The sequence below is a fragment of the Micromonospora sp. USAFONa4 genome, assembly GCF_057197825.1.
The window spans coordinates 2,581,097-2,602,592 of sequence record NZ_CM170072.1; the positions used below are offsets into that span (position 1 = coordinate 2,581,097).

Below are 21,496 nucleotides of genomic sequence, written 5' to 3' on the forward strand. Positions count from 1 at the left end.
CCGTGGGTCAGCGGGTCTCGCGGTGGACCGTGTGCTTGCCGTCCCGCGGGCAGAACTTCTTCAGCTCGATGCGGTCGGGGTCGTTACGACGGTTCTTGCGCGTGATGTAGTTGCGCTCCTTGCACTCCACACACGCCAAAGTGATCTTCGGCCGGACATCGGTCGCCTTCGCCACGGCGGAGTGCCTTCCTCGCTACGGGTAACAACTACGGCGCATCAGCCTACGCGCTGACGGCGCGGACATGCAAAGTGGGCGCCAGTGGCGCCCATCCCACCGACCGCCGGGAGCTGGCCCGGTGGACGAGAGTAGCGGTGGCCGGACTTGAACCGGCGACACAGCGATTATGAGCCGCTTGCTCTACCATCTGAGCTACACCGCCGTGGCGGGTCCAGCCGGACCCTCTGAGCCCCCTTACGGAATCGAACCGTAGACCTTCTCCTTACCATGGAGACGCTCTGCCGACTGAGCTAAGGGGGCCTGCGCGATCTCCCCGGGGGGTGACGCGCAGGGGATACATTACACGGCCGTGCGGCGGAGAAGAAATCGGATCCCCTACCGGGGCGTCTCCGCAGTTCAGGGCACGGCACGCAGCCGGGGAAGCTCCCCCGGGGAGATCGTCTCCGGGTCCACCTGGGCGCCGAACCAGGCCTCCAGCCGCTCGTACGGCAACGGGCGGCTGAACAGGAAGCCCTGGCCGATCTCGCAGCCGATGTCCTGGAGCAGCTCCAGGGTCAGCTCGCTCTCCACGCCCTCGGCGACCACGGCCAGGCCGAACTGCTGGGAGAGCGTGACCACCGCGTTGACGATCGCCAGGTCGCCCGGGTCCGTCGCCATGCCCTGCACGAAGGAGCGGTCGACCTTCACCTCGTGCACGGGCAGGCGGCGCAGGTGGGCCAGGGACGAGTCGCCGGTGCCGAAGTCGTCCACCGACAGCCGTACGCCGAGGTCCCGCAGTCGCCGCAGGGTCGGGATGGGCCGGTCGGTGCCGTCCAGCACCCCGGCCTCCTTGATCTCCAGCGTGAGCAGCTGCGGCGGCACGCCGTACTCGTCGAGCAGCTCCTTGACGCGGGCCGGGAAGTGCTGGTCGGTGAGCGTACGCGCGGAGAGGTTGACCGCGACGGCGAGCGGCTGGCCGGCGTGCGTCCAGTCCCGGCTGCGCCGCAGCCCCTCGCGGAGCACGAACTCGGTGAACCGGCCGAGCTGGCCGGTGTGCTCGGCCACCGCGACGAAGTCCTCCGGGGCGACCGTGCCGTGCGCCGGGTGTTCCCAGCGGGCCAGGCACTCCACGCCGACCAGCCGGCGGTCGCGCAGCGTCACCTTGGGCTGGAAGTAGACCTCCAGCTCGTCGGCGTCCAGCGCGCGCCGCAGGTCGCCGGCGAGGCCGAGCCGCCGCAGCGACCGCGACTCCAGCGTCGGGCTGAACAGCTGCACGCTGCCCGGCACGGACTTGGCCGCCGTCGCCGCCAGATCCACCCGTTGCAGCAGGGCGACGGCGTCGCTGCCGTGGTCGGGGTACACGGCGACACCGACCGCCGTGTCCACGTCGAGGGTGAGCGCGTCGAAGACCATCTCGTCGCGGATCTGCTCGCGAAGCTGCGCGGCCAGCTCCATCGCCGCCTCGGCGCTCTCCAGGCGCAGCGTCACCAGGAACTCGTCCCCGCCGGCCCGCCCGACCAGGGCCGACGAGGGTACGCAGGAGCGCAGCCGGTTGGCGACCTCCACCAGGACCTTGTCGCCGGCGGCGTGCCCGAGCGACTCGTTGACCTGGCGCAGCCGGTCGACGTCGAACAGCAGCAGGGCCACCACCTCGCCGGGCGCCCGGATCTTGACGGCCTCCTCCAGCGCGCCCGTGATCCGTCGCCGGTTCGGCAGCCTGGTCAGCGTGTCGTGGCTGGCGTCGTGCCGGAGCCGGTCGACCAGCCGCGAATTCTCCAACGCCACCGCCGCGTGCGCCGCCACCGTCTCGAAGAGCGGCACGTCGGTGCGGACGAAGTAGTTGCTGTCCCCCAGCCGGTTGGCCACCTCCAGCGTCCCGATGACCGCCTGGCCGGACCGCAGTGGAAGGACGATCACGTCCTTGACCCGGTGCGTCGAGAGGGGGGCGCGCAGGTCGCCGTCGGTCGTCAGTCCTCGACCGACGGCCACGGTGCGGCCCTCGTCCCGGGCCCTCTCCCGCAGGGCGGCCGGGGTCTTGGCGAAGTCGAGCAGACCGGGGGCGTCGTTGCGGGCGGTCAGCAGCACCTCGGGATGCCGGCCCTGGGCGGGCAGCCAGAGCGTCGCGTACTCCGCCTGCATGAGCGCCCGTACGCGGCCCAGCAGGGCGTCGGGCAGCGTGCCGTACTCACCGCTCTCGCTGACCGCGCGGCTCAGCTCGTACATGTCGGTGAGGGTGCGGTGCTGCCGGAAGAACTGCGCGTACGCCCGGTAGACGAGGGCCAGCGCGACGAGGAGGGCCCCCAGCAGCAGCAGCGACCACCAGGTGGCCGCGATGAGGATGAGGACGATCATGCCGCTGGCGATGTTGATCATCGCGGCCAGGAGCGCGGGCGGCGACTGCCTGAGCGCGCCCCGGCCGGCCTGCCAGCCCTGCAACAGCGTGTGCACGCCGGCGACCGAGGCGAGGCTCAACAGGTTGACCATGCTGGCCGCGAGGGACAGTTTGAGCCAGGTGGCCGGGCCGACGCCCTCGACGGGCGGCATCGCCTCGAGCACGAGGACGGCCAGCGACGAGCCCGCGGCCGCCCGGCCCACGTTGAACCAGAACTTCGTCGCGCCGAACCGGTGCCGCAGGTGGGTCGCCGCCGACGCGACCGTGTAGATCACGACGACCGTCAGTGGTTCGACGAGGAAGAACGCGAGGACCAGCGGGATCTCGGTCAGGGTCACGCCGAGGGACTGCCGCCGGACGGTGAAGTTCAGCACCGGGAGCCCGGCGGCCACCATGGCCACGAGGAGTGGCAGCGCTAGCGACCACCCGCCGAACGGCTGCGGCGCGACGAGGCTGACCGCCGTCGTGCAGACGATGGCGATCAGGGCCAACGGCCCGGTGATCAGCCACGCGTACTCAGTCGAGCGGGGGCCGGTGGGGCCACGACCCGCCATCCCGTGCCCCCTTACCGGCCCGCCGGTGTCACGTCATCGAGCGGTGGTTGCTCAGCGAGGTGCGGGCATGTTCCAGATGATGTCGCCGAGCTGGGCATCTGCGGGACCCCAGGCGTCACCGACCGAGACGACGCTCGCGAGGGCTGCGAGTACGAAAAGCGAGCCAAGCAGCCGGCCCAGCCTTCGACCAGACATGTTTGCTCCTGTCAGGAAGTGTCACGGGGATGGTGGAGGTTCCACGATCGTGCCACAAGGCAGGTACCCAGAAAAGCGGTGCGCGTACCGCCGGACCGAGCGTCGAGGACGTTCCGCCGTTCGGCCACCGGGCCGCCCCGACCGAGCCCTGATCACGGGGCTGAGCGGGCACCGTGCACTTCGCACATTGCGGATTGCGACCTTCCGCGCAATTGGGGAAGGTCCGGGAGTCCGAGCGTACCCACCTTCACCATGGGTGACCTCCTGCCCGGGAGGAGGCCCGGCCGGACATCGACCACCATACTCGTTCTGCGCCAGCACGCCAGGGCTGAGACGACGGACCGACAAAAGCTTCGCCACGAACCGGGTGGGAGCATCGGATGGCGGCAGTAAGCAGGTGGGAAGTAGCGAGCGGGGGTGCTCAGCCGTGTTGCTCGATGCTGACCAGCAGCTGCGTAACCCGGGTCCTGATGTCGTCGCGGACCTGGCGGACGATGTCGAGGGGTTGGCCGGCAGGGTCGGTGAGCTTCCAGTCCTCGTAGCGCTTGCCGGGGAAGACGGGGCAGGCGTCGCCGCAGCCCATGGTGATGATGACGTCGCTGGCTTCGGCCGTGTCCCAGGTGAGCTGGGCCGGGGTCTGGCCGACGATGTCGATGCCGACCTCCCGCATGGCGTCGACGGCGAAGGGGTTGATCTGGTCGGCGGGTGCACTGCCGGCGGAGCGGACCTCGATGGTGTCTCCGGCGAGGTGGCGCAGCCAGGCGGCGGCCATCTGGGAGCGGCCGGCGTTGTGGACGCAGACGAACAGGACGCTGGGCTTGTCGCTCATCGGTGATGTTCTTCCTGTCAGGTGAAGATCGGGCTGCGGCGTTCGATGAGGGTGACGTCACGCCAGGTGCCGTGGTGGCGGCCGACGCGTTCGCGGGTGCCGACGGTGCGGAAGCCGCAGGCGGTGTGCAGGGCGAGGCTGGCGGTGTTCTCGGGGAAGACGCCGGATTGGATGGTCCAGATGCCGGCCTGTTCGGTGGAGGCGATCAGGGCGTCGAGCAGGAGGCGGCCGACTCCCTGGCCGCGGGCGTCGGGGTGGACGTAGACGGAGTGCTCGACGACCCCGGCGTAGACGCACCGGTCGGAGACGGCGGAGCAGGCGACCCAGCCGAGGACCCGGCCGGTGGGGTCGACAGCCACCCAGCGGTGACCGGGCAGCCGGCTGGCGGTGAACTGCTCCCAGGTGGGCGGCTCGGTCTCGAAGGTGGCGTTGCCGGTGGCGATGCCGAGCCGGTAGATGTCCAGCACAGCGTCGGCGTGCTGATCGCCCATGGCGGCGATGGTGATGCCGGTGGCAGTCATCGGTTCTCCCGGGCGAGGTGCGGCACGACGACGGCGTCGGCGGAGTCTGCGGCGTGGGGATACCAGGCGGCGAGGGCCGCGACGGCGACCAGGCCGCCGACGAGCTGGGCGGCGACGAAGCCGGGCACCGACGCCGGGGCGATGCCGGCGAAGGTGTCGGTGAACGCGCGACCGATGGTGACAGCGGGGTTGGCGAACGAGGTCGACGAGGTGAACCAGTAGGCCGCGCCGATGTAGGCGCCCACGGCGGCGGGGGCGGCGGACGTACGGCCGGTGTGGGCGAGGGCGAAGACCAGGACGATGAGACCCGCGGTGGCGACCACCTCGGCCAGCCACAGGTTCCCGCCGGTCCGCTCGGTACGCGACCAGGCCACGGCCGGCAGGTCGAACATCAGGCCAGCCAGCACCGCCCCGGTGATGGCACCGCCGGTCTGGGCGGCGGAGTAGGCGGCGAGGTCTCGGGCGGTCAGGCCGGTGCCGGCGCGGCGGCCGAGCCACCAGTCGACGGCGGAGACGACCGGGTTGAAGTGCGCCCCGGACACCGGCCCGAACATGAGGATCAGCGCGCCCAGGGCCAGGGCGGTGGCGATCGCGTTCTCCAGGAGCTGGAGCCCGACGTCGTCGGGAGAGAGCCGGGAGGCGGCGATCCCGGAGCCGACGACGGCGGCGACCAGCAGGGCCGTACCCGTGAACTCAGCCGATGCCCGGCGGGCCAGGGTGAGGGTCACGCGGTGGCCTGCGCGGACCCGGCGGGAAGATCCAGCAGCGCGCCGAGCTGCCGAAATGCTTCCGGGCGGGCCCGGTACCACACCCAGGTGCCGCGACGGTCGGAGTCGACCAGGCCGGCCTCGCGCAACACCTTGAGGTGGTGGGAGATGGTCGGCCCGGACAGGTCGAACGCCGGAGTCAGGTCGCAGACGCAGATCTCCGGCACGGAGGCGATCATCGACATCAGCCGCAGCCGGATCGGGTCGCCCAGCGCCTTGAACATTGGCGCGACCACTGCCGCCTGCTCGGCCTCCAGCGGGCGGACCGCGATCGGGGAGCAGCAGGCCACGGCTTGGAGATCCACCACCGGCAGCGCTTGTTTCGACATGCCTCTAGGTTGACAGATCTCGAAACAGCGTGCAACGTAGGTCCTGCTTCGAAAAACATCTAGGCAAGGGCGAAGTGATGCTCAAGCTGTTCACCCGTCGTCGCCACACCCGCGTTCGAGACGTGACGCTCTGCGAGCCGTGCGGCCAGGTCTGCACTGCGGACTGCCGCGCCGACGCCCGTTACGAGCGCACCCGCACCACCACTCTCACCAGCCACCACATCCGCTGAATCCGCCAGGAGGGGAACCATGTCCCGCGTCCAGCTCGCCCTGCGTGTGTCCGACCTCGAAGGCTCCATCGCCTTCTACTCGAAGCTGTTCGACACCGAGCCGGCCAAACGTCGCCCCGGCTACGCCAACTTCGCCATCGAGAACCCGCCGCTGAAGCTCGTGCTCCTGGAGGGCGAAGCCGACCAGCCCACCGTGATGGACCACCTGGGCGTCGAGGTGTTCAGCACCGACGAGGTCAACGCCGCCACCAGGCGCCTCACCGACTCCGGCCTGATCACCCTGGAGGAGAACAGCACCGAATGCTGCTACGCCCTCCAGGACAAGGTCTGGGTACGCGGCCCCGGCAACGAGCCCTGGGAGGTCTACACCGTCAAGGCCGACTCCGACCAACTGGACAAGGTCACCGAGAGCGCGTGCTGCACACCCGCCACCGACAGGGAAACGGCCACCACCGGAGCCCAGGGAAACTGCTGCTGACCGCTGCGAATCCGCGCCCGCCCTCGATTCAGGGGGTGGGCGCGCTTGCGTTGGTGGGCGCGAACCCTACGGACAGCATCGGCCGATGGTTACGTTCAAGAGACCGTCGATCACAGCCCTCTGCCAGGAACACCTGATCCCGCTGTTTCCGTGGAGAGTCGGATCATGGTTGGACTCCGCTGGTCTGAAGACGAGAACGGACCGGGATGCGTTTCGCAGCCCCCGGGGCCGTCCGTGCTCCCTCATGGGCAGATAGAGGATTCAAACCTTTATAGCTTTCGCGACGGATTGTCGAGTCCCACCTGATGCTTGACGTTTCCGTCCCAGGATGTGCTTACGGGTGGCCTTGATCATCGGAAGCGATCGGAAGCAGCCTCGCAGCTACGTCCTCGTAGTCGCCGGACCCACTGGCGGTCCGCAACACGCCGCGCGTGCGGTAGTAACCGCACAGCGGCTCGACCTGATCCTGGTAGTCCTCTTGATGGATCGAGTACATCCGCAGCAACTCTTGGCGTCGCTCGGCTTGCTGAGGGTCCCGCTCTATCTGGCGTTCTACCCGGCGACGGACCGCGAGGCCGATCTCGTCCTCAGTCAAGACGAGCCCGATCACCGTGTCAGGTCCGTGGCCGCTCTGCGCTAACAACTCCGCCTGACCGATCCTGCGCGGGTAGTTGCACAGCAGCCAGTCGCCATCCACGTCGGCTAGGGCGTCAGCGATGGCCTTCGTGGTCAGCTCATCCGGGACAAGGTGCCCGGTCTGCATATAGCGGCTCATCTGTTCGCCTAGCGGCGTCCTCATTTGCACGTGCTCACGGCAGACATTGCCTGGGCTGATGACCTGCAGGCCGGCGGTCGCTTCTGCCAGAATCGATGCAGCGGAGGACAGGTCGACTAGCGGTCCGGCAATGAGAGCAACGTTCGGCATGCGCGCTCCTATGTGCGAGTGGCCAGCGAAGGGCAAAGCTAGCAGCACGAGTAAAGCATCAGGTGGGGACGCAGGTGTAAAGCATCAGCCGGGACATGACACGGCGACGCCTCACAACACTGCCGAATTCCGCTGAGCATCTGCGGATGAATGGCCCGAACCGGGACTACTACCAGCGCAAACGCGGTGAGGGACGCAAGCACCAGCAGGCGTTGATCGCCCTCGCCCGTCGCCGCGTCGACGTGCTTGTGAGCCATGCTCTGCGACAACCGCCGTTTCCAACTCCAGTCACCAACCCCATCAACACCCGGCCATGAGTCGGAGATGATCGACGGCATGGACCTTGAGGAGTTCGACCAGCACGTTCAAACACTGCGCGCCCGGGCGGCTCGGTCCGGTTTCGAGGAGATCGAAGACTTCAAGGTGATCGAAGGGCTGACGGCGTCGGCGGAGGACATCGCCGAGGCGCAGCGAGCGCTGGGCGTGACCCTGCCCAAGCAGTACAAGGCATTCATGAGGCGCTACGGCGGCGGGCAGTTCGGATTCCTCGACCTGCTGCCCATACCCACAGCAGGATCCGTGCACCACATCGACGACGTTGTCTCCGTCAGCCACGCCGAGTTCCCGGACGGATCGTTCGTCGCGGTGGCACCCGTCGGCACAGGCGACTACTGGTGCTTCCCTGTCCTCGACGGCCGGTGCAGCGACGAGGTCTGGTTCCACTACCACGACGTTGACGACCCGTCGCTTGAAGCACCTAGCTTCCTCGAATTCGCGGTGCGCCTCGGCATTCGGCCCTGACCCAACACAAGACGACCAGGAACAGCCTCCCTCCAAGCCGGCCGCCCAACGCCTGCTACCCCAAACGACGGCGGGGCGCTGCCCCGCACCCCGACCCTCCCTCAGAGACCGCAACGGGTCTGTTGACAGCCGCCTACCACTTACGGAAATTGCAGACGTCAGAAATTGCCGCCTGCATGAGTTCCCAGGCTCGACTGGGATTGACATATCCACTAGCTGTGCGCGTGTAGCGACTCGTGTCAGGAATCAGAAGCACGGCGCTCACCCAACCCATAAGAATCGAGACTATGGCTACAGGAAGAATCGTGAAAATGATGGGGACGACAATCTCTTTGGCGTTCGCAAAGCGCCCCAACAGCATCAAAACAAGCATGATCGGCATACTCGTGAGGCCGATCCGAAGCCCGCGGGTGGCGACGCGCCACCGCCCACTCTGCTGGATCTCCATAATCTCACCTCTAATGCGGACGGGCACAAGGTAGTCGGGACAATCCTGAGACTTCCCCGCACATCGGCCTTGGTATTGCAGTTCACGCACCTACGGTGAAGCGTAGTGTGTTCAGACTTTCTTTACTTGATCAAGGGCGGGCCTGCGGCCTGGCGTCCGGTCACGCCCCGGCGCACGGCGCATCAGGGGAGCCCTTGACAGCCGCAGCGCAGTTCCCCGGCCGACCGGGCTCCCCCTCGTCTACCCCGGCGTCGTCAGAATGGGCCGCCGCCGGGGACTGAGCGCCGAGAATGACCCGCAGGGCAAGAGTAGGCGGCGGCACAGCGCTACCCGCGCGCATCCAGGGCCGCGACGGCTTCGTGCTGGGTGAGGGTGCACCCGGGCATGACATCCCGCAACAGTCGTCGCCGCACTGCAAACCCACGCCGAGGCGGCCAGGCTCACATCTGGAATGTCAGCATCGACTTGACCAGCGTCCCGGGCGCACCAGCACGCCGCCGGTCGAGCCTCCGGAGCCAAGATCAGCGTTCCCGTGATGTTCCCGTGGAGGCTCGTAGACGCCTGGACGCAGCCGGACTCCGCTAGATCAACGACAACGGCCCCTGATCAGCATTCCTGCTGGTCAGGGGCCGTTGGTGCTCCTGGTGGCGGGTAGAGGATTCGAACCTCTGTAGCTTTCGCGACGGATTTACAGAGCGTCACTCGCACACCTCTGACCAGCACAGACATGTGCCAGGCTCAGGTCGGCGACACGAATACGACATGGCACCAGTCGCCCGGAGCGGCCGGCAGTGCTCGTAGCTGGACTTGCCGTCAGGCTCGCTGTCGGATGGGGGCCGGAGGCTCCTGGGCGGGCTGCGCTTGGTCGATGTAGATCTGCCGCACCCGAGCACCAATCGCGCGGATCGCCGCGTCCTGCGCGTCGGCGGCAGTCATCATCGCCGCGTCGGCCTCCTGAGTGGTGGTCCGCATGAGGGTGAGCACTTGCTTGTAGGCGCTGTATACCTTCTCCACCGTTGCCCGGAGGTCGTCGTCGAGCACCAGGTGCATCATGCTCAGCACCTCGCGGCCAGCGTTGTACGCTTCGGCGTCTACCTCCTCCGGCAGCTGATGGCTCCCGTAAGCGCCGCTCTGCTTGGCCATCATTGTGTCGTGGAAATGCACCCGGCCCATTGCCCTGCCGTACCGCAGCAGTGCCTCGTTGAGACGCAGCAGGTGATCGAGTTCGAACGTCTCCCGGCGTTCCTGGCGCGCCCGGTCGCGGTCGGCATCGCGCGCCTCTCGGGCAGCCCGGCGCTGCCGGGCGTCGGTGCCCCACTGACCGAGGTACTGCAAGATTCCACCTAGGACCAGGGTGATGACGGGGATCAAGGTCTGCCACAGCATGGGAGCGAGAGTACGAGCACGTAGCCACGCGGGGCGCGGCCGACCGGAAGTGCGCGGGCCAGCGATCATGGCAGCCATCAGTGCGGTGCGCCGCAGCTTGGGCGCACTCAAGCCCTGGTACACCGCCACTCTGCTGTCTTGTCACGTCGGTGGCACTGTTCGCCGGGCGCTCCCGCCATTGCCGTCGTCCCCAAAAAACGGTCGTGGCGACCCGGTCGGCGTCGATGTTCCGTCAGCCCTCGATGAGAAGATCTCCCAGCGAGGACGGGCACCCCGTAGACCTGGTACATGGCCGGGCCGACAAGAACGACCGGCTGGAGAGGACACCACCCCATGAGAGTCGCGCTGCAGCCGGCGTCACGACAGAACGCCGATGTCAATCAGCACTACCTCGACACGATCGACAAGCCTGTTCGATTCGATGACCACATCGACCTCCTCTCGCCCGCTGACGCCAAGGCGCTGCGGCAGCGGTTCCCCCAGGGAGCGGCGCAGATGTGGGGCATCACGCCAGGCGCTGGTGGGATCAACGTCAGCCAAGTGCGCAAGTTGCAGCTCGGCGACTTCGTGATGTTCTACGGCCGGCCGCATGAACGGGGATCTCGCGGACGCGAGGGCAGGCTTTACCTCGCTGGCACCATCGCCTATCTATTTCACAACGAGCGCTTGGCCGACAAGCTCTGGGGACGCGACCACAAGAGCCAAACGTGGGAATACATGTACGCCCTCGACGCCTGTAGGACGACGGAGATTCCTATCCGTGAAGTCCAGGCCATCCTGGGCTGGAGCGACAAAGCTGTCGTCCAGGGCGTCCGCGTCTATGAAGGCGACAAAGCCTCCGCCCTAACCGCCTTAGCAAACCTCGACCCGAGCGATCTTATCGGCAACAAAGAACCGGCTGACATTCGCGAGCTGAGGGAGGCCATCAAGGACTTCCCCGGGGACCCCGACGGCCGCCGTTTGGCCGCCTATCGGCGAGAGCAGGCTCAGCTCAAGCGACGCTTGCGCGATATCGGCGGGAAGTCATGTGCACTCTGCGGTCGCGAGCTGCCGCCGCAGTTCCTCGTCGCGGCGCATATCAAGAAGCGCTCCGAATGCACGGACGCCGAGAAGCTCGACTTCGACAACGTCGCGATGCTCGCCTGCGTCCTGGGTTGTGACAGCCTATATGAGCACGGCTATATCACAGTCCAGCCCGGTGGCATGATCCAAGTAAGCCCGCAGGTGGCGCTTGCCCCGGCGGTCGCAGCGCACTGCGACGCCCTGTTGATCGGAAGCAGAACCAGCTGGTGGACCCCCGAACGTGAGCACTATTTCGCCTGGCATCGGGGCCACACATTCCGTCGGCCCGTCTAGCTCACCGGCTAGGGTTGCTTCGCGCCACCGTGAACGCCTCCCTGCTTGACGGTCAATCCCGAAGGCCACCTGTGAGCCAACTTGGGAAGCTTGACCTTTGCATCGTCGAAGTGGTGGCCGTCCTTGGCCACGCTTGCCTCGAACTGCACTTGCCCTCCGAAGATGACGGCAGGAAACCAAGCGCCGGCACCGAACTTTGCCCCTTTGAAGTTTGCAGTCTGGTCGAAAGTGGCTTCATTAAACTCGCCATCCATCCCGAAGCGCGTGGCGTTGAAGTGCGCATCACCGGAAAAAGAGACGCCACAGAAGCTCGCATGCTCACGGAAGTTGGCTCCGGAGAATCCGACATGCCCGAGGAATGAGGCACCCGTAAAATTGGACTCGTGATCCACAGTGAACTGCCCGAATCTCGCATCTCCGACGAATCTGGCCTTACGAAAGTCGCACCACGCCACATTGCAGCCCGCCAAGTCAAAATTACAAAGAGTCGCCCCGAATAGATCTATCCGCACTTCCGGCCAGTAATCAAGTATCTCTTCGCGTGTCGAATGCCTCTTATTTGCATTCCGCAGATGGGCCGCCAGCGTTCGCTGTATAGCCAACCTTACCTGAAACTCCTGACGGATTTCGTGATTCGGCGCAATCCGGCTCGTTGCGCCAGCGCTGGAGCCTGCACCCGTGTCCACATCTTCGTCAACTACGGCTCTTCCGGTCTTTAGTGGATTTATGTCAACATCGTCAGGGCTTATATTGAACGGCATTCGGAGATAGCCGCAGAGAACGTCGACACACATTTGCCTACCCACAGGCCAATCAGAGCCAAGGTTTAGCATCGCGTAAGCACCAGCAAGTCTTATGGCGGGCTCCGTGGATCCGAGCTGTTCGGACGCCTTGGCAAATCGTTCGTTGAAGAGCCGAATGCCATTACGGTCGGCTTCGAGTTCGGCTCGGCCATCTGCCGCCTCGGCGCGTAGGTCAGCGGCGTGCGCCAACTCGTGGGCAAACTCGGCCAGCTTGTTCGCGTGCTCAGCGACACGCTGCCGTCGATATGCCACGACAAGGGCTGCGACGCCTCCAATGCCCGCCACCACAGCGAAGATCAGCTTCAGCAGATCAAACAGCGTTGCCGCTGTGACGGTGCCCTCCCGCCGGATGGCCGGCCAACCGCCATACCAGAGCGCTCCAGCAACCAAGGCTCCGACCACCAGCACCGCAGCCACGATGACCAGCGTTATCGAGCGGCGGATACCCCAAAGCCGAAGCGCCGGTACTGGACTATCCGCTGGTAGAACTGGTGAAACTCCGATGCTGGCAGGCAGCCGGGACAAAGATCGACTATCACGCTCCACAGTTCACCTTCGTAGTCGATCGGAGCAAGCGGCCCGCCTGCAGGCTTTCAAGACCATCTTCTGCAAGCGTCCTAGCTGGTCGAACGCTCGACGTCCCGAGGTTGTTACCGCTCATTTGCCATCACATTAGTTTGGCTCCTGGCAGGACGCGGCGCTGCGCGAGCCCGACGCCAGCCAGCACCGCTACCGCGACAAGCGCTATCGGCCAGGTGACAGCCTCACGGACGACCAGCGCACGGGGGCGTGTGGCACCTGACCGGCTCGACGGTTGCTGTCGGCCGAGACTGGGGCGATAGTGCGTCTACGGCCAAGAGGAAGCAGCCCGCCGCCGCCTGGAGGCAGCGCTCGGCCTACCGCTGGCCGCTGACGAATCCATCACCATTGGGCGCCCGGCCTGCCAACAGCAACTATGCCTCGCTCTGCGGTAACAGGACGAGGCATAGTCAAGCGATGATCTTGCTATTGCACGAGCTTGTGAAGCTTGTTAGCTACCACGAGGCCAGTCAGGACCAAGGTGACGACGCCGCTTGCAACTCCCAACGCGATGCTCGGTCCGGGCCCTAGGACTGGGTTGGTCTGTATCCCTGCGGTCAAGCCGGCAACTATCGCTGCAAGAAGGCCGACGATAAGGGTGATGCTCAAGATGAGCAGATCTCTCGGTGTCAGCAGGTAGCGCTCTTCGCGTGGCGGCTCATCGTCGACCGGCTCGGACTGCCGCGCCGCGAACGCCTACCTCCTGGCCGTGTTCGATGGCTCCGACGGAGAGCGGGGCATCCGACGCTGTTTGTGCGACCGTCATGAGCCAGAACTCCTTGCGCAGGCAAGCGCTTTACGTGCCGAGCTTGCAAAGGTGCGGACGCCCACCAAAGTGGAATCCGCCGATTGGAAACTGCACGACGAGGGTATAGTCTCCGCGCTCATTTCCTTTCGTTTTACGCATACCGACTTGTTGACAGGCCGTGTGACCTTCATCCAGGGGCAATCGCACGAATGGCGCTTTCATGCAAAGCAAGAGCGGGGCATCGATGGCGGATGGAAAATCTGCCGGATCGATGCCCCGCCGCTGTGTGGAAAGCATATTCGATGTGAGCCTAGCGTAGGCAGTTAAGGCGACCTACCTTGTCTGCGATTAGTGCGGCGGCTCGATCTGGGGTCACGGTACTGGTGTCAATTCTCAAATCGGCACCGCCTAAGGCTTTCGTTTCATCCCAGGCTCGCATTCGCGCATCCACATCCCCGGTGCGCCGTGCCGAAATCCGCTCAAGCGCCAGGTCTCTAGGGCATGTCAATTCAACTATCAGCCAGCGAGACTGAGGAATTGCCTCAACGACGGCCTTGGCTGCCTGTGTTTGGCCGAGGTGAACCACGGGGATCCCGTGGTAAATGTCTTCTCGAAGAGCGGGGCGGTCGATTATGTAGAGGGAGTCATAGCGGCTGTTTTCCCAGACAATCTCGCCGCGCGATCGGAGTTCGGTCACCTCATCCCTAGTCGTCATTCGGTATCCGGTAGTTCGTCCACTGCCGACTTTTAGGCGACGGAACAACCGGAATTGCGAATCAATGCGCTCCAGCTCTTGGGTGATGGTGTCTTTTCCTGACCCGGGGGGGCCGTACAGGACTAGCCCCTTCATCTGCGTGCCTCGCCATCCAAGATGCGTTCGAGCAGCTCCTTGGCTTGCTGCTGCAAGGGTAGTCCCGATGCGCAGTTGTCGATAAGGTGATGGGGGGTGGAAGGTCGAAAGTCCGTGTCAATTCCCGCAACATAGGTTGCCCAGTTGGCAAGCTTTGCAGCGTCGCGAGCGGCCCCCCGTCGGCGAACGTAGGTGTGCATTACTTCCTTGTCGCAGTAGAGCCACACAAGGATCATTTCCGCGCCCATATCCGCGTAAGCCGCTTTTGTTCGCTTGATCCATGCTTCGTCGTTAAATTCGCGAATAAAGGGAGCAGTGACGACCACGCTATTTCCGCAAATGATGTTTTCGCGTGTTGCTGCCGCTAAAGCCTCGTACTCTCTAGGGCGGATCTTGTCGAGATAATCGCTCGACTCTCGGTCGTTGGGTGAATGTCCAAGAAACTCCAAGGCGGCCTCTACGACCGGCCGGGTAAGCGTGTCCTTATCGAGCATCGGCCAGCCCGTTTCTCTGGCAAGGATTCGTCCTAGCTCAGTCTTGCCGCTGCCCGGATATCCCCCGACTAGCACAATGCTGGGCTTCCTTAGTCGAATCTCGCTCGTGCGTGATTGGCTTGGCGCGCGAACAATTCGCTTCGACCGCGACTTGCTCTCAATCAAACCCTCTTGCGCAAGAATCTTCATCGCTTCGGAAATGGTGAATACGCTAACGCCCCACTGCGTCGCTAGCTCGCGAGTGGACTGCAAAACCGTGCCGTCGCGCAATGCACCGGATTCGATGTCGTTCCTGATGTTGCGAGCAACCTGCACATGGAGTGATTCCGCGCGGTTTAGCGGGGCCGGAGGGGTTGCCATCGGTCGCTCTCCCTTGCTGGACGCATGCGAACCGCGCCAGCCTACCAGCCGCCTAACAGGTGTTATGCCGCGCTGCCGCAGCTCAGCGGCCAGATCGAGCCTACTTCGGACCTAACAGTTGACTGGGTCCCCTACCAGTTGTTAGCTTGCTCTCACCCAGCCGGCCGGATGGCCCCAGGGAAGGCGGCAAACACTGCGCACGCCCATGGACCACCGGAGCGGGAGCTGATCTTTCTCAACTTCACAGCGACACCAGGAACCAAGCGCGTGTAGGCCGCTGAGCAGCAGCTTTCTGCCTTGAGCCACATGGTGGCCGACCCCGGTAGGTCCCGGGCGAGCGGACGAGTGAGGCGGACTGCACGCGTGCTTCATCCCAAGGAACTGACGCGGCGGCGCGGGCTGATCGGCCCGCGCCGCCGCCTTTGATCGCTACGACTCTCAGGAGGTTTCCCGTGCGGAAGCACCTTGCCCCCGTCACCGCCGAGCCGACCGCCGCCGACCTGGCCGCGATCGACACGGAGTGGCCGCTGATCGCGGCCGAACTGGACGTACTCGACGCCGAAATCACGATGCTCTACGCCGAGGACCACGGCGGTCCGACCGTGCTGGACTGGCGCAGGTTGCGCCGGGCTGAGGCCCGTGTCACCCGCGCCGCCGCCGACCTGGCCGGCGGCACCCTCGCCGAGCCGCACCGCGCGGCCTGATGCCGCGCATCCGCGCCGCCTACTACGACCCGGAAGGCACCCGGTACGGCATCCCCACCTACTGGTGGCGAGGTGCCCCCGCCTGCTACGCCACCCGCCGTCAACTGCGCGCCGCTGGGCTGTGTCCTGGTGGTCAGCCGATCGCCGCTCAGGTGCTCTGGCGCGGCATTGGCGGTACCCGTGCCGCCTACCTGTACCGGGTCGACCTGGCCCGACCCAAGCGCACTGCCACCCCCGCCCAACTGGCCGCGATCGGCAAGGCGCTGGCCACCCGCCGTACCTGCGGCACCTGTGGCGTGGTCCGGCCGTACTACATCCCGCGCTCGCTCGGCGAGTGCCTCGAATGCGCCTACCCCGAGGAGGCCGCCGCATGACCGCCCGTACCTACACCGATGCGAGCGTCCTGGCCGGCATCACCGCCGGGGCGTCGTGGGCCGACCCGACCATGGACCCCACCGCCATCGACTGGACCGCCCGCCGGGCCGCCGCCGCGATCCCGTTTCCGCTGGTCGACGGGCGGCCGGTGAACCCGTACGCACCGACCGGCATCCGCTACGGCCGCAACCTTCTCGGCCACTGGGGCGAGCAGCCCTGCGCCGACGCGATCGTCACCGCCGCAGACGCCCACGGGTGGCGGTGGCTGCTGCTGGTGGAGCGCGCCGACGGCAACGGTTGGGCGCTGCCCGGCGGCTACGTCGACCCCGGCGAGGACCCCACCGACGCCGCGTTCCGCGAGCTGGCCGAGGAAACCGGCCTGATCGCTGACCGCGCCCAGGAGCACTACGTGACCCTGCCGGCCCGCTACGTGCCCGACCCCCGCGCCTCCGATGAGGCGTGGATGGTCACCACCCCCGTGCGCATCGACCTCGGCAGCGGCTTCTACATCCTCCCCGACGTGAACGGCCGCGACGACGCCCGCCGCGCCGTCTGGGTGCCCGCCGTCGACTACGCCTGCGTAACCCGGCACCTCGCCGAGGTCTACGGCGGCGAGGTGTTCGCCGCCCATCGCGACCTGCTCGCCGACATCCTCAACGACTGACCGGAGGCCACCTGTCATGACTGCCCCCACCGTCAACGGCACCCGCTACCCGCAGCCGGTAGACGCCCTCCTGCCGGCCGCGCGAGCCCTGGACCTGCCCGAGGGTCAGCCGCTTCCCTCGCGCAACCGCCTGATGCGGGAGTTCCGCATCGGCGCGCCGAAGGCTGACGACCTGCTCGCCCGCCTCAAGGCCGAGCACGAGCAGCGCACCCGCACCGAGCAGACCCGCACGGCGATGATCGCCCGGGGTGCCCTGCTGCCCCTCGACGCCGACCTGACCGACCTCGCACTGACCGACCTCGCCGAGCCGGCCCCGGTGTCGCTGGACTACGCCGAGCCGATCGGCCCGGCCCCGGCACCGGAGCAGGCCGAGACGACGGACCGGTACGAGACGCTGCGCGCGGCGATGATCGCCCGGGGCGCGCTGCTGCCGCCCGCCGGCACGTCGTGGACGGACCCGGTCACGCCCGGGTTCGCGCCGGTCGCCGAGCCGGACCCGACCCCCGCCCCGGCGGCCCCTGCCGCTGAGCCGGCCGAGCAGGTCACGACGGTCGGTCACCCGGACACGCCCACCCCGACCAAGCCGGCCAAATCGGCGGTGGTGTGGCCGGTAGTGCTGCTGGCGCTACCCGCGTTCGTGGCGATCTGGTCCGGATGGGTCGGACTCGGCGGACTCACCGGGTTCGGGGTGGTGCACCCGCTGCCGGGCATCTGGGACACCTTCTCCATCAACTCCGCGATCACCCTGCCGATCGGCGTGGAGACCTACGGCGCGTACGCCCTCTACGTGTGGCTGTCCGGCAGGGTGCCTGCCCCCGCCCGCCGCTTCGCCAAGTGGTCGGCCCTCGGCTCTCTCGCGGTGGGCGCGCTCGGCCAGGTCGCCTACCACCTCTTGGAGGCGGCGGGGGTCACCTCGGCCCCGTGGTGGATCACCACCGCCGTGGCGTGCCTTCCGGTCGCGGTGCTCGGCATGGGCGCCGCCCTCGCACACCTCGTCCGCACCCACGACTAGTTCTGCCCGGCGGCGCGGCCTCACGGCCTCGACAACCCGGCCGCGCCGCCGGCCCTCACCCCTCAGCCAACGACCTCGGGAGAGACCACCCATGTTCGCAGACCCCACCGGCCGCCACGCCGCCGCGTTCGCTGCCGTGTTCGTCGCCCTCTACGTCGCGCATCAGGTCGCCGACCACTGGGTGCAGACCCAGCATCAGGCCAACTGCAAGGGCGAACCGGGCTGGCCGGGCCGTATCGCCTGCGCCGCCCACGTCGCCACCTACACCCTCACCGCCCTGGTGGCGCTGGTGTTTCTGATCGCTGGCACCGGCCTGCGGCTCGACCCGTGGGCGGTCGCGGTCGGCCTAATGGTCTCGGCCGTGTCGCACTACGTCGCCGACCGGCGGGTGCCGCTGCGCCGCCTCGCCGACGCCCTCGGCAAGGACCCGGCATGGCTGACCCGGGGCGGCGGCCTCTACGCCCTCGACCAGTCGTGGCACATCGGGTTCCTGTTCGTCGCGGCCCTGCTGGCGACGGCATGAGCCGCCTCGACCGGCACCCGCTGATCCGCATGCTGCGTGCCCTGGACCTGTCCACCGGCGACTACGTGGTGTTCGGGTCCGGGCCGCTGCTGGCCCACGGCCTGCGCACCCACCTCGGCGACCTGGACATCGTTGCCCGGGGCGCGGCCTGGCACCGCCTGACCGCGATGAAGGCACCCGAGGTCGCTCCGTCTGGGCATGGGCAGATGGTGCGCCTGCAAATCGAGGCTGCCGACCAGTGGCTACCCGGTTTCGACACCGGCCATCTGATCGCCACCGCCGAGCACCACGGCGGAATCCCGTTCGCCCCGCTGGCCCAGGTCCGCCGCTCCAAGCAGCTCACCGGGCGACCCAAGGACCACCGCGACATCGCTCTCATCGACGCCGCAACTCACTGGCCCTGACCGCTCCCGTCGTCACCGGCTCATCACCCGGTGGCGTGCGGAAGCCGCCAGACCCGCTGACGGCCCCCCAACCGAAGGAGCACCCCCGCTATGGGTAAGCGCAACGTCGCCTCCGGCTCTGACCGCGTCGCCGTTCAGGCCGGTGAGGTCACCGGCCGCCGCGACACCGGCAAGACCCCCAAGGACGCCAGCACCAACGACACGACGTCGGGCCGGGGCGAGAACGTCCGCTCCGGCAACGCGAAGGTCGGCCGGCAGGCCGACGAGATCCGGGGTGGCTTGACCATCCGCTGGTGACCCTGCCCGGCGGCGCGGCCCACGGCCTGGACAACCCGGCCGCGCCGCCGGCCCTCAACCCCCGACCCGAGTACGGATCAGATGGAGGAACCCCCATCATGACTGCCCCTGATGAGAACCGTTTCGACTGGCAGGCCGCCGAGGCCGGCCTCACCGGCCCGGACGCTGAGGTTGTCGACCTGGACGACGCCCGCGCCCGCCGGACAGCCCCCCGGCCCCGGCCGGCGGGTGACACGCACTTTGACGTGACGTTGGACGAAATGCCGCAGGCCGGCGGGATGCCGGTGGAGCCGCCGGCGGCTGGCCCGTCGGGGCGTCGGCCAATTATTCCGGCGGGGTGGTCGGGCTGGCGCAACATCAAGCACAGCGTTCGTGAGTTGGCCGAGGTGACCGCGTATCGGGTGGGGTTCCACGCGGTGCGCGCCCCCTGGTACGCCACGCAGGCCGCGTTCTGGTCGACGGTCGGGGTGTTCCGCCTCACTGGCCGCCAGTTGCGGTGGTGGTGGGTCAGTGAGCAGACCGGGTTGCGGCAGGCCGCCGCCGACGAGGGCGACGCGCAGACCTGGCACAAGCTGCACCGGGAGGTCAAGGCCACCCGCACGTGGCGCGGCATCGTCCTCACCGCCGAGGCGCTGACCCTCGGCATCGGCGGGCCGATCGCGTGGACGCTCGCGCCGTGGTGGGCGCTGACCGCCGGGGCCGGGCTGGCGGTGGCCTACCTGGCGCACGTCGGCCGCCCGGACGACCGGCCGATCATCACCCCCGCGACGGTGGCGGGCCGCTTCCGGCGGGTCAACCCGGACATCATCCTTCGCGCCTACTACGCGGCAGGGCTGGGCCACCCGGAGAAGGCACACCAGCGGGTGGAGTTCGGCTCCACGATGGCCCGTGACCCCTCCGGCACCGGCTCTCAAGTGTCGATCGACCTGCCGTACGGCAAGACGTTCGACGACGCGGTGAAGGCCCGTGGTGCCATCGCCTCCGGCCTCGACGTGGCCATGTCGCAGGTGTTCATCACCCGCGATCCGTCGTCGCACCGGCGGCACACGCTGTGGGTAGCCGACCGTGACCCTCTGGCGGCCGGTGCCGGACGGACGCCGCTGTTGCGGTGCAAGCCGACCGACATTTGGCAGCCGGCCCCGTTCGGGCTGGACGAGCGCGGCAACAAGGTCGCCGTTGACCTGATGTGGAACAGCGTTCTGATCGGGGCGCAGCCCCGGCAGGGCAAGACGTTCGCCGCCCGCCTGCTGGCCCTCTACGCCGCGCTCGACCCGTACGTGAAGCTGACCGTCCTCGACGGCGGCGGCAAGCCCGACTGGCGCAAGTTCGCGCTGGTCGCTGACCGGTGCGCGTTCGGGCTGGCGATGACCCGCGACGGTGACCCCGCCGAGATCGTGCTTGAAGCGTTGCGGGAGATCAAGGCCGATGTGCAGGACCGCTACGAGCGGCTGTCGAAGCTGCCCGCCGATGTCTGCCCGGAAGGCAAGCTGACCCGCGAGATCGCCCGTGACCCGAAGTACCGGATGCCGGTGCGCCTGGTCGTCCTGGACGAGTTCCAGGAGTACTTCGACCTCGGCGAGATCAGCAAGGAGATCGCGGCGCTCCTAGTCTACCTGGTCAAGGTCGCCCCCGCCGCCGGGGTCGGCTTCATCGACGCCACGCAGCGCCCCTCGGGGGTTGGCGGGGGGCAGGTCGCTACCCAGTTCATCAGCTTCCGCGACAACCACCAGGTGCGGTTCTCCCTGCGTACCGGCTCGTGGAACGTGTCCGACCTGGTGTTGGGGGCCGGGGCGAACTCCGAGGGCTACGACTCCTCGACGCTGCTGCCCAGCTACAAGGGCGTCGGCATCCTGCGCGGCGCATCGGATGCCACCCCGACGGTGCGCACGTACCTCGCCGACGCCGACGACGCGGAGAAGATCCTCATCGCGGCGCGGAAGCTGCGTGAGGCTGCCGGCACCCTGACCGGCATGGCCGCCGGTGAGGACATCGCCCGCGAGTCGCGGGACGTGCTCGCCGACGTGCGGGCGCTGTTCGGCCCGAACGAGCGCGGGTTGCAGTGGGAGGACCTCGCCGCCCGCCTGGCCGAGCGGATGCCGGAGCACTACGCCGACACCACCGCCGAATCGATCTCCGCTCAGGTCCGCGCGTTCGGTGTACCGAGCGTAGATGTCAAGCGCGCCGGCAAGGCCCTCAAGGGAGCCAAAGCCGACGCCATCGACGCCGCGATCAGCCGCCGCAAGAGCGCCTGACCGGTCGCGGCGTCCCCGCGACCGGTCGCGTTCACGCGACCCGACCCGCGACCGGCCTGGTCA

22 protein-coding genes, 2 tRNA genes and 2 pseudogenes are annotated in these 21,496 nt (G+C 67.4%); 13 read left to right on the forward strand and 13 right to left on the reverse strand.

The window, feature by feature from the left end; all coding sequences use genetic code 11:
- Positions 1-7 precede the first annotated feature (7 nt).
- From rpmG to AC0OO9_RS11065, 8 genes and pseudogenes are all read right to left on the reverse strand, one after another.
- Positions 8-175 (reverse strand): 50S ribosomal protein L33, encoded by a 168-nt coding sequence (gene rpmG / locus AC0OO9_RS11030; protein ID WP_013288652.1) that lies wholly within the window; start codon positions 173-175, stop codon positions 8-10.
- A gap of 132 nt (positions 176-307) precedes the next feature.
- A tRNA-Met gene (locus AC0OO9_RS11035) sits at positions 308-380 on the reverse strand.
- A 25-nt stretch (positions 381-405) separates the two neighbouring features.
- Positions 406-478, reverse strand: a tRNA-Thr gene (locus tag AC0OO9_RS11040).
- A 96-nt stretch (positions 479-574) separates the two neighbouring features.
- Positions 575-3,103: a putative bifunctional diguanylate cyclase/phosphodiesterase gene (locus AC0OO9_RS11045; RefSeq protein WP_484517157.1), complete on the reverse strand. Its 2,529-nt coding sequence runs from the start codon at positions 3,101-3,103 to the stop codon at positions 575-577.
- Positions 3,104-3,719: 616 nt separating this feature from the next.
- On the reverse strand, positions 3,720-4,127 hold the full coding sequence (locus tag AC0OO9_RS11050; protein ID WP_484517158.1) for an arsenate reductase ArsC: 408 nt from the start codon (positions 4,125-4,127) through the stop codon (positions 3,720-3,722).
- A gap of 17 nt (positions 4,128-4,144) precedes the next feature.
- Positions 4,145-4,648, reverse strand: coding sequence for a GNAT family N-acetyltransferase (locus AC0OO9_RS11055; protein WP_484517159.1), 504 nt, complete (start codon positions 4,646-4,648; stop codon positions 4,145-4,147).
- 20 nt (positions 4,649-4,668) lie between these two features.
- A pseudogene (locus AC0OO9_RS11060) lies at positions 4,669-5,376 on the reverse strand (aquaporin); the annotation flags it as partial.
- Complete coding sequence (locus tag AC0OO9_RS11065; RefSeq protein ID WP_421454877.1) at positions 5,373-5,744, reverse strand: ArsR/SmtB family transcription factor; 372 nt, start codon at positions 5,742-5,744, stop codon at positions 5,373-5,375. The pseudogene AC0OO9_RS11060 and the gene AC0OO9_RS11065, both read right to left, overlap by 4 nt.
- Before the next feature lie 77 nt (positions 5,745-5,821).
- On the opposite strand from AC0OO9_RS11065, the gene AC0OO9_RS11070 reads away from it, so the two are divergent.
- A complete protein-coding gene (locus AC0OO9_RS11070) occupies positions 5,822-5,974 on the forward strand; it encodes a hypothetical protein (RefSeq protein ID WP_484517160.1) in 153 nt (50 codons plus the stop codon).
- Between the two features lie 19 nt (positions 5,975-5,993).
- Positions 5,994-6,452 carry an ArsI/CadI family heavy metal resistance metalloenzyme gene (locus AC0OO9_RS11075; RefSeq protein WP_484517161.1) on the forward strand — a complete coding sequence of 153 codons (459 nt, stop codon included), beginning with the start codon at positions 5,994-5,996 and terminating at the stop codon, positions 6,450-6,452.
- A 334-nt stretch (positions 6,453-6,786) separates the two neighbouring features.
- On the opposite strand, the gene AC0OO9_RS11080 is transcribed toward AC0OO9_RS11075, so the two are convergent.
- Positions 6,787-7,377 (reverse strand): adenylate kinase family protein, encoded by a 591-nt coding sequence (locus AC0OO9_RS11080; RefSeq protein WP_484517162.1) that lies wholly within the window; start codon positions 7,375-7,377, stop codon positions 6,787-6,789.
- Positions 7,378-7,535: 158 nt separating this feature from the next.
- Between AC0OO9_RS11080 and AC0OO9_RS11085 the strand changes: the two are divergent.
- Together AC0OO9_RS11085 and AC0OO9_RS11090 are read left to right on the forward strand one after the other, a co-directional pair.
- Positions 7,536-7,694 (forward strand): annotated as a pseudogene (locus AC0OO9_RS11085) (IS110 family transposase); the annotation flags it as partial.
- 7 nt (positions 7,695-7,701) lie between these two features.
- The gene (locus AC0OO9_RS11090; RefSeq protein ID WP_484517163.1) at positions 7,702-8,178 is read left to right on the forward strand and encodes an SMI1/KNR4 family protein; all 477 of its coding nucleotides are present in this window, start codon (positions 7,702-7,704) and stop codon (positions 8,176-8,178) included.
- A 133-nt stretch (positions 8,179-8,311) separates the two neighbouring features.
- Here AC0OO9_RS11090 and AC0OO9_RS11095 read toward each other — a convergent pair whose 3' ends face one another.
- A complete protein-coding gene (locus AC0OO9_RS11095; RefSeq protein ID WP_484517164.1) occupies positions 8,312-8,626 on the reverse strand; it encodes a hypothetical protein in 315 nt (104 codons plus the stop codon).
- A gap of 813 nt (positions 8,627-9,439) precedes the next feature.
- Positions 9,440-10,012: a hypothetical protein gene (locus AC0OO9_RS11100; RefSeq protein ID WP_484517165.1), complete on the reverse strand. Its 573-nt coding sequence runs from the start codon at positions 10,010-10,012 to the stop codon at positions 9,440-9,442.
- A gap of 333 nt (positions 10,013-10,345) precedes the next feature.
- Between AC0OO9_RS11100 and AC0OO9_RS11105 the strand changes: the two genes are divergently transcribed.
- Positions 10,346-11,368 carry a hypothetical protein gene (locus AC0OO9_RS11105; RefSeq protein ID WP_484517166.1) on the forward strand — a complete coding sequence of 341 codons (1,023 nt, stop codon included), beginning with the start codon at positions 10,346-10,348 and terminating at the stop codon, positions 11,366-11,368.
- 8 nt (positions 11,369-11,376) lie between these two features.
- Here the strand turns inward: AC0OO9_RS11105 and AC0OO9_RS11110 are convergent, their stop codons facing one another.
- Together AC0OO9_RS11110 and AC0OO9_RS11115 are read right to left on the reverse strand one after the other, a co-directional pair.
- The gene (locus AC0OO9_RS11110; RefSeq protein ID WP_484517167.1) at positions 11,377-12,588 is read right to left on the reverse strand and encodes a pentapeptide repeat-containing protein; all 1,212 of its coding nucleotides are present in this window, start codon (positions 12,586-12,588) and stop codon (positions 11,377-11,379) included.
- 1,756 nt (positions 12,589-14,344) lie between these two features.
- Complete coding sequence (locus AC0OO9_RS11115; RefSeq protein ID WP_484517168.1) at positions 14,345-15,202, reverse strand: AAA family ATPase; 858 nt, start codon at positions 15,200-15,202, stop codon at positions 14,345-14,347.
- 452 nt (positions 15,203-15,654) lie between these two features.
- Between AC0OO9_RS11115 and AC0OO9_RS11120 the strand changes: the two genes are divergently transcribed.
- The 8 genes from AC0OO9_RS11120 to AC0OO9_RS11155 all read left to right on the forward strand — a co-directional run bounded on the left by AC0OO9_RS11120 (position 15,655) and on the right by AC0OO9_RS11155 (position 21,433).
- A complete protein-coding gene (locus tag AC0OO9_RS11120; RefSeq protein WP_484517169.1) occupies positions 15,655-15,906 on the forward strand; it encodes a DUF6284 family protein in 252 nt (83 codons plus the stop codon).
- Positions 15,906-16,280 carry an RRQRL motif-containing zinc-binding protein gene (locus AC0OO9_RS11125; protein WP_484517170.1) on the forward strand — a complete coding sequence of 125 codons (375 nt, stop codon included), beginning with the start codon at positions 15,906-15,908 and terminating at the stop codon, positions 16,278-16,280. The genes AC0OO9_RS11120 and AC0OO9_RS11125 overlap by 1 nt, the downstream gene beginning before the upstream one ends.
- Entirely contained in the window at positions 16,277-16,945 is a 669-nt protein-coding gene (locus AC0OO9_RS11130) for an NUDIX domain-containing protein (protein WP_484517171.1), read from the forward strand. Before AC0OO9_RS11125 ends, AC0OO9_RS11130 begins: the two co-directional genes overlap by 4 nt.
- 16 nt (positions 16,946-16,961) lie before the next feature.
- Entirely contained in the window at positions 16,962-17,957 is a 996-nt protein-coding gene (locus AC0OO9_RS11135) for an ABC transporter permease (RefSeq protein WP_484517172.1), read from the forward strand.
- A gap of 91 nt (positions 17,958-18,048) precedes the next feature.
- Positions 18,049-18,480 (forward strand): helix-turn-helix domain-containing protein, encoded by a 432-nt coding sequence (locus AC0OO9_RS11140; RefSeq protein ID WP_484517173.1) that lies wholly within the window; start codon positions 18,049-18,051, stop codon positions 18,478-18,480.
- Positions 18,477-18,884, forward strand: a complete 408-nt coding sequence (locus AC0OO9_RS11145; protein ID WP_484517174.1) for a hypothetical protein — start codon at positions 18,477-18,479, stop codon at positions 18,882-18,884. Before AC0OO9_RS11140 ends, AC0OO9_RS11145 begins: the two co-directional genes overlap by 4 nt.
- Positions 18,885-18,974: 90 nt before the next feature.
- Complete coding sequence (locus AC0OO9_RS11150) at positions 18,975-19,181, forward strand: hypothetical protein (protein WP_484517175.1); 207 nt, start codon at positions 18,975-18,977, stop codon at positions 19,179-19,181.
- A 98-nt stretch (positions 19,182-19,279) separates the two neighbouring features.
- Positions 19,280-21,433, forward strand: coding sequence for a cell division protein FtsK (locus tag AC0OO9_RS11155; protein WP_484517176.1), 2,154 nt, complete (start codon positions 19,280-19,282; stop codon positions 21,431-21,433).
- Positions 21,434-21,496 lie beyond the last annotated feature (63 nt).

Excerpts from the sequence above, each read along its gene's own strand:
- AC0OO9_RS11045 (WP_484517157.1), bottom strand. The coding sequence starts at position 3,103 with ATGGCGGGTCGTGGCCCCACCGGCCCCCGCTCGACTGAGTACGCGTGG.
- AC0OO9_RS11115 (WP_484517168.1), bottom strand. The coding sequence starts at position 15,202 with ATGGCAACCCCTCCGGCCCCGCTAAACCGCGCGGAATCACTCCATGTG.
- AC0OO9_RS11065 (WP_421454877.1), bottom strand. The coding sequence starts at position 5,744 with ATGTCGAAACAAGCGCTGCCGGTGGTGGATCTCCAAGCCGTGGCCTGC.
- AC0OO9_RS11140 (WP_484517173.1), top strand. The coding sequence starts at position 18,049 with ATGTTCGCAGACCCCACCGGCCGCCACGCCGCCGCGTTCGCTGCCGTG.
- AC0OO9_RS11100 (WP_484517165.1), bottom strand. The coding sequence starts at position 10,012 with ATGCTGTGGCAGACCTTGATCCCCGTCATCACCCTGGTCCTAGGTGGA.
- AC0OO9_RS11055 (WP_484517159.1), bottom strand. The coding sequence starts at position 4,648 with ATGACTGCCACCGGCATCACCATCGCCGCCATGGGCGATCAGCACGCC.
- AC0OO9_RS11135 (WP_484517172.1), top strand. The coding sequence starts at position 16,962 with ATGACTGCCCCCACCGTCAACGGCACCCGCTACCCGCAGCCGGTAGAC.
- AC0OO9_RS11155 (WP_484517176.1), top strand. The coding sequence starts at position 19,280 with ATGACTGCCCCTGATGAGAACCGTTTCGACTGGCAGGCCGCCGAGGCC.
- AC0OO9_RS11070 (WP_484517160.1), top strand. The coding sequence starts at position 5,822 with ATGCTCAAGCTGTTCACCCGTCGTCGCCACACCCGCGTTCGAGACGTG.
- AC0OO9_RS11105 (WP_484517166.1), top strand. The coding sequence starts at position 10,346 with ATGAGAGTCGCGCTGCAGCCGGCGTCACGACAGAACGCCGATGTCAAT.
- AC0OO9_RS11050 (WP_484517158.1), bottom strand. The coding sequence starts at position 4,127 with ATGAGCGACAAGCCCAGCGTCCTGTTCGTCTGCGTCCACAACGCCGGC.
- AC0OO9_RS11130 (WP_484517171.1), top strand. The coding sequence starts at position 16,277 with ATGACCGCCCGTACCTACACCGATGCGAGCGTCCTGGCCGGCATCACC.
- AC0OO9_RS11090 (WP_484517163.1), top strand. The coding sequence starts at position 7,702 with ATGATCGACGGCATGGACCTTGAGGAGTTCGACCAGCACGTTCAAACA.
- AC0OO9_RS11095 (WP_484517164.1), bottom strand. The coding sequence starts at position 8,626 with ATGGAGATCCAGCAGAGTGGGCGGTGGCGCGTCGCCACCCGCGGGCTT.
- AC0OO9_RS11145 (WP_484517174.1), top strand. The coding sequence starts at position 18,477 with ATGAGCCGCCTCGACCGGCACCCGCTGATCCGCATGCTGCGTGCCCTG.
- AC0OO9_RS11125 (WP_484517170.1), top strand. The coding sequence starts at position 15,906 with ATGCCGCGCATCCGCGCCGCCTACTACGACCCGGAAGGCACCCGGTAC.
- AC0OO9_RS11150 (WP_484517175.1), top strand. The coding sequence starts at position 18,975 with ATGGGTAAGCGCAACGTCGCCTCCGGCTCTGACCGCGTCGCCGTTCAG.
- AC0OO9_RS11080 (WP_484517162.1), bottom strand. The coding sequence starts at position 7,377 with ATGCCGAACGTTGCTCTCATTGCCGGACCGCTAGTCGACCTGTCCTCC.
- AC0OO9_RS11075 (WP_484517161.1), top strand. The coding sequence starts at position 5,994 with ATGTCCCGCGTCCAGCTCGCCCTGCGTGTGTCCGACCTCGAAGGCTCC.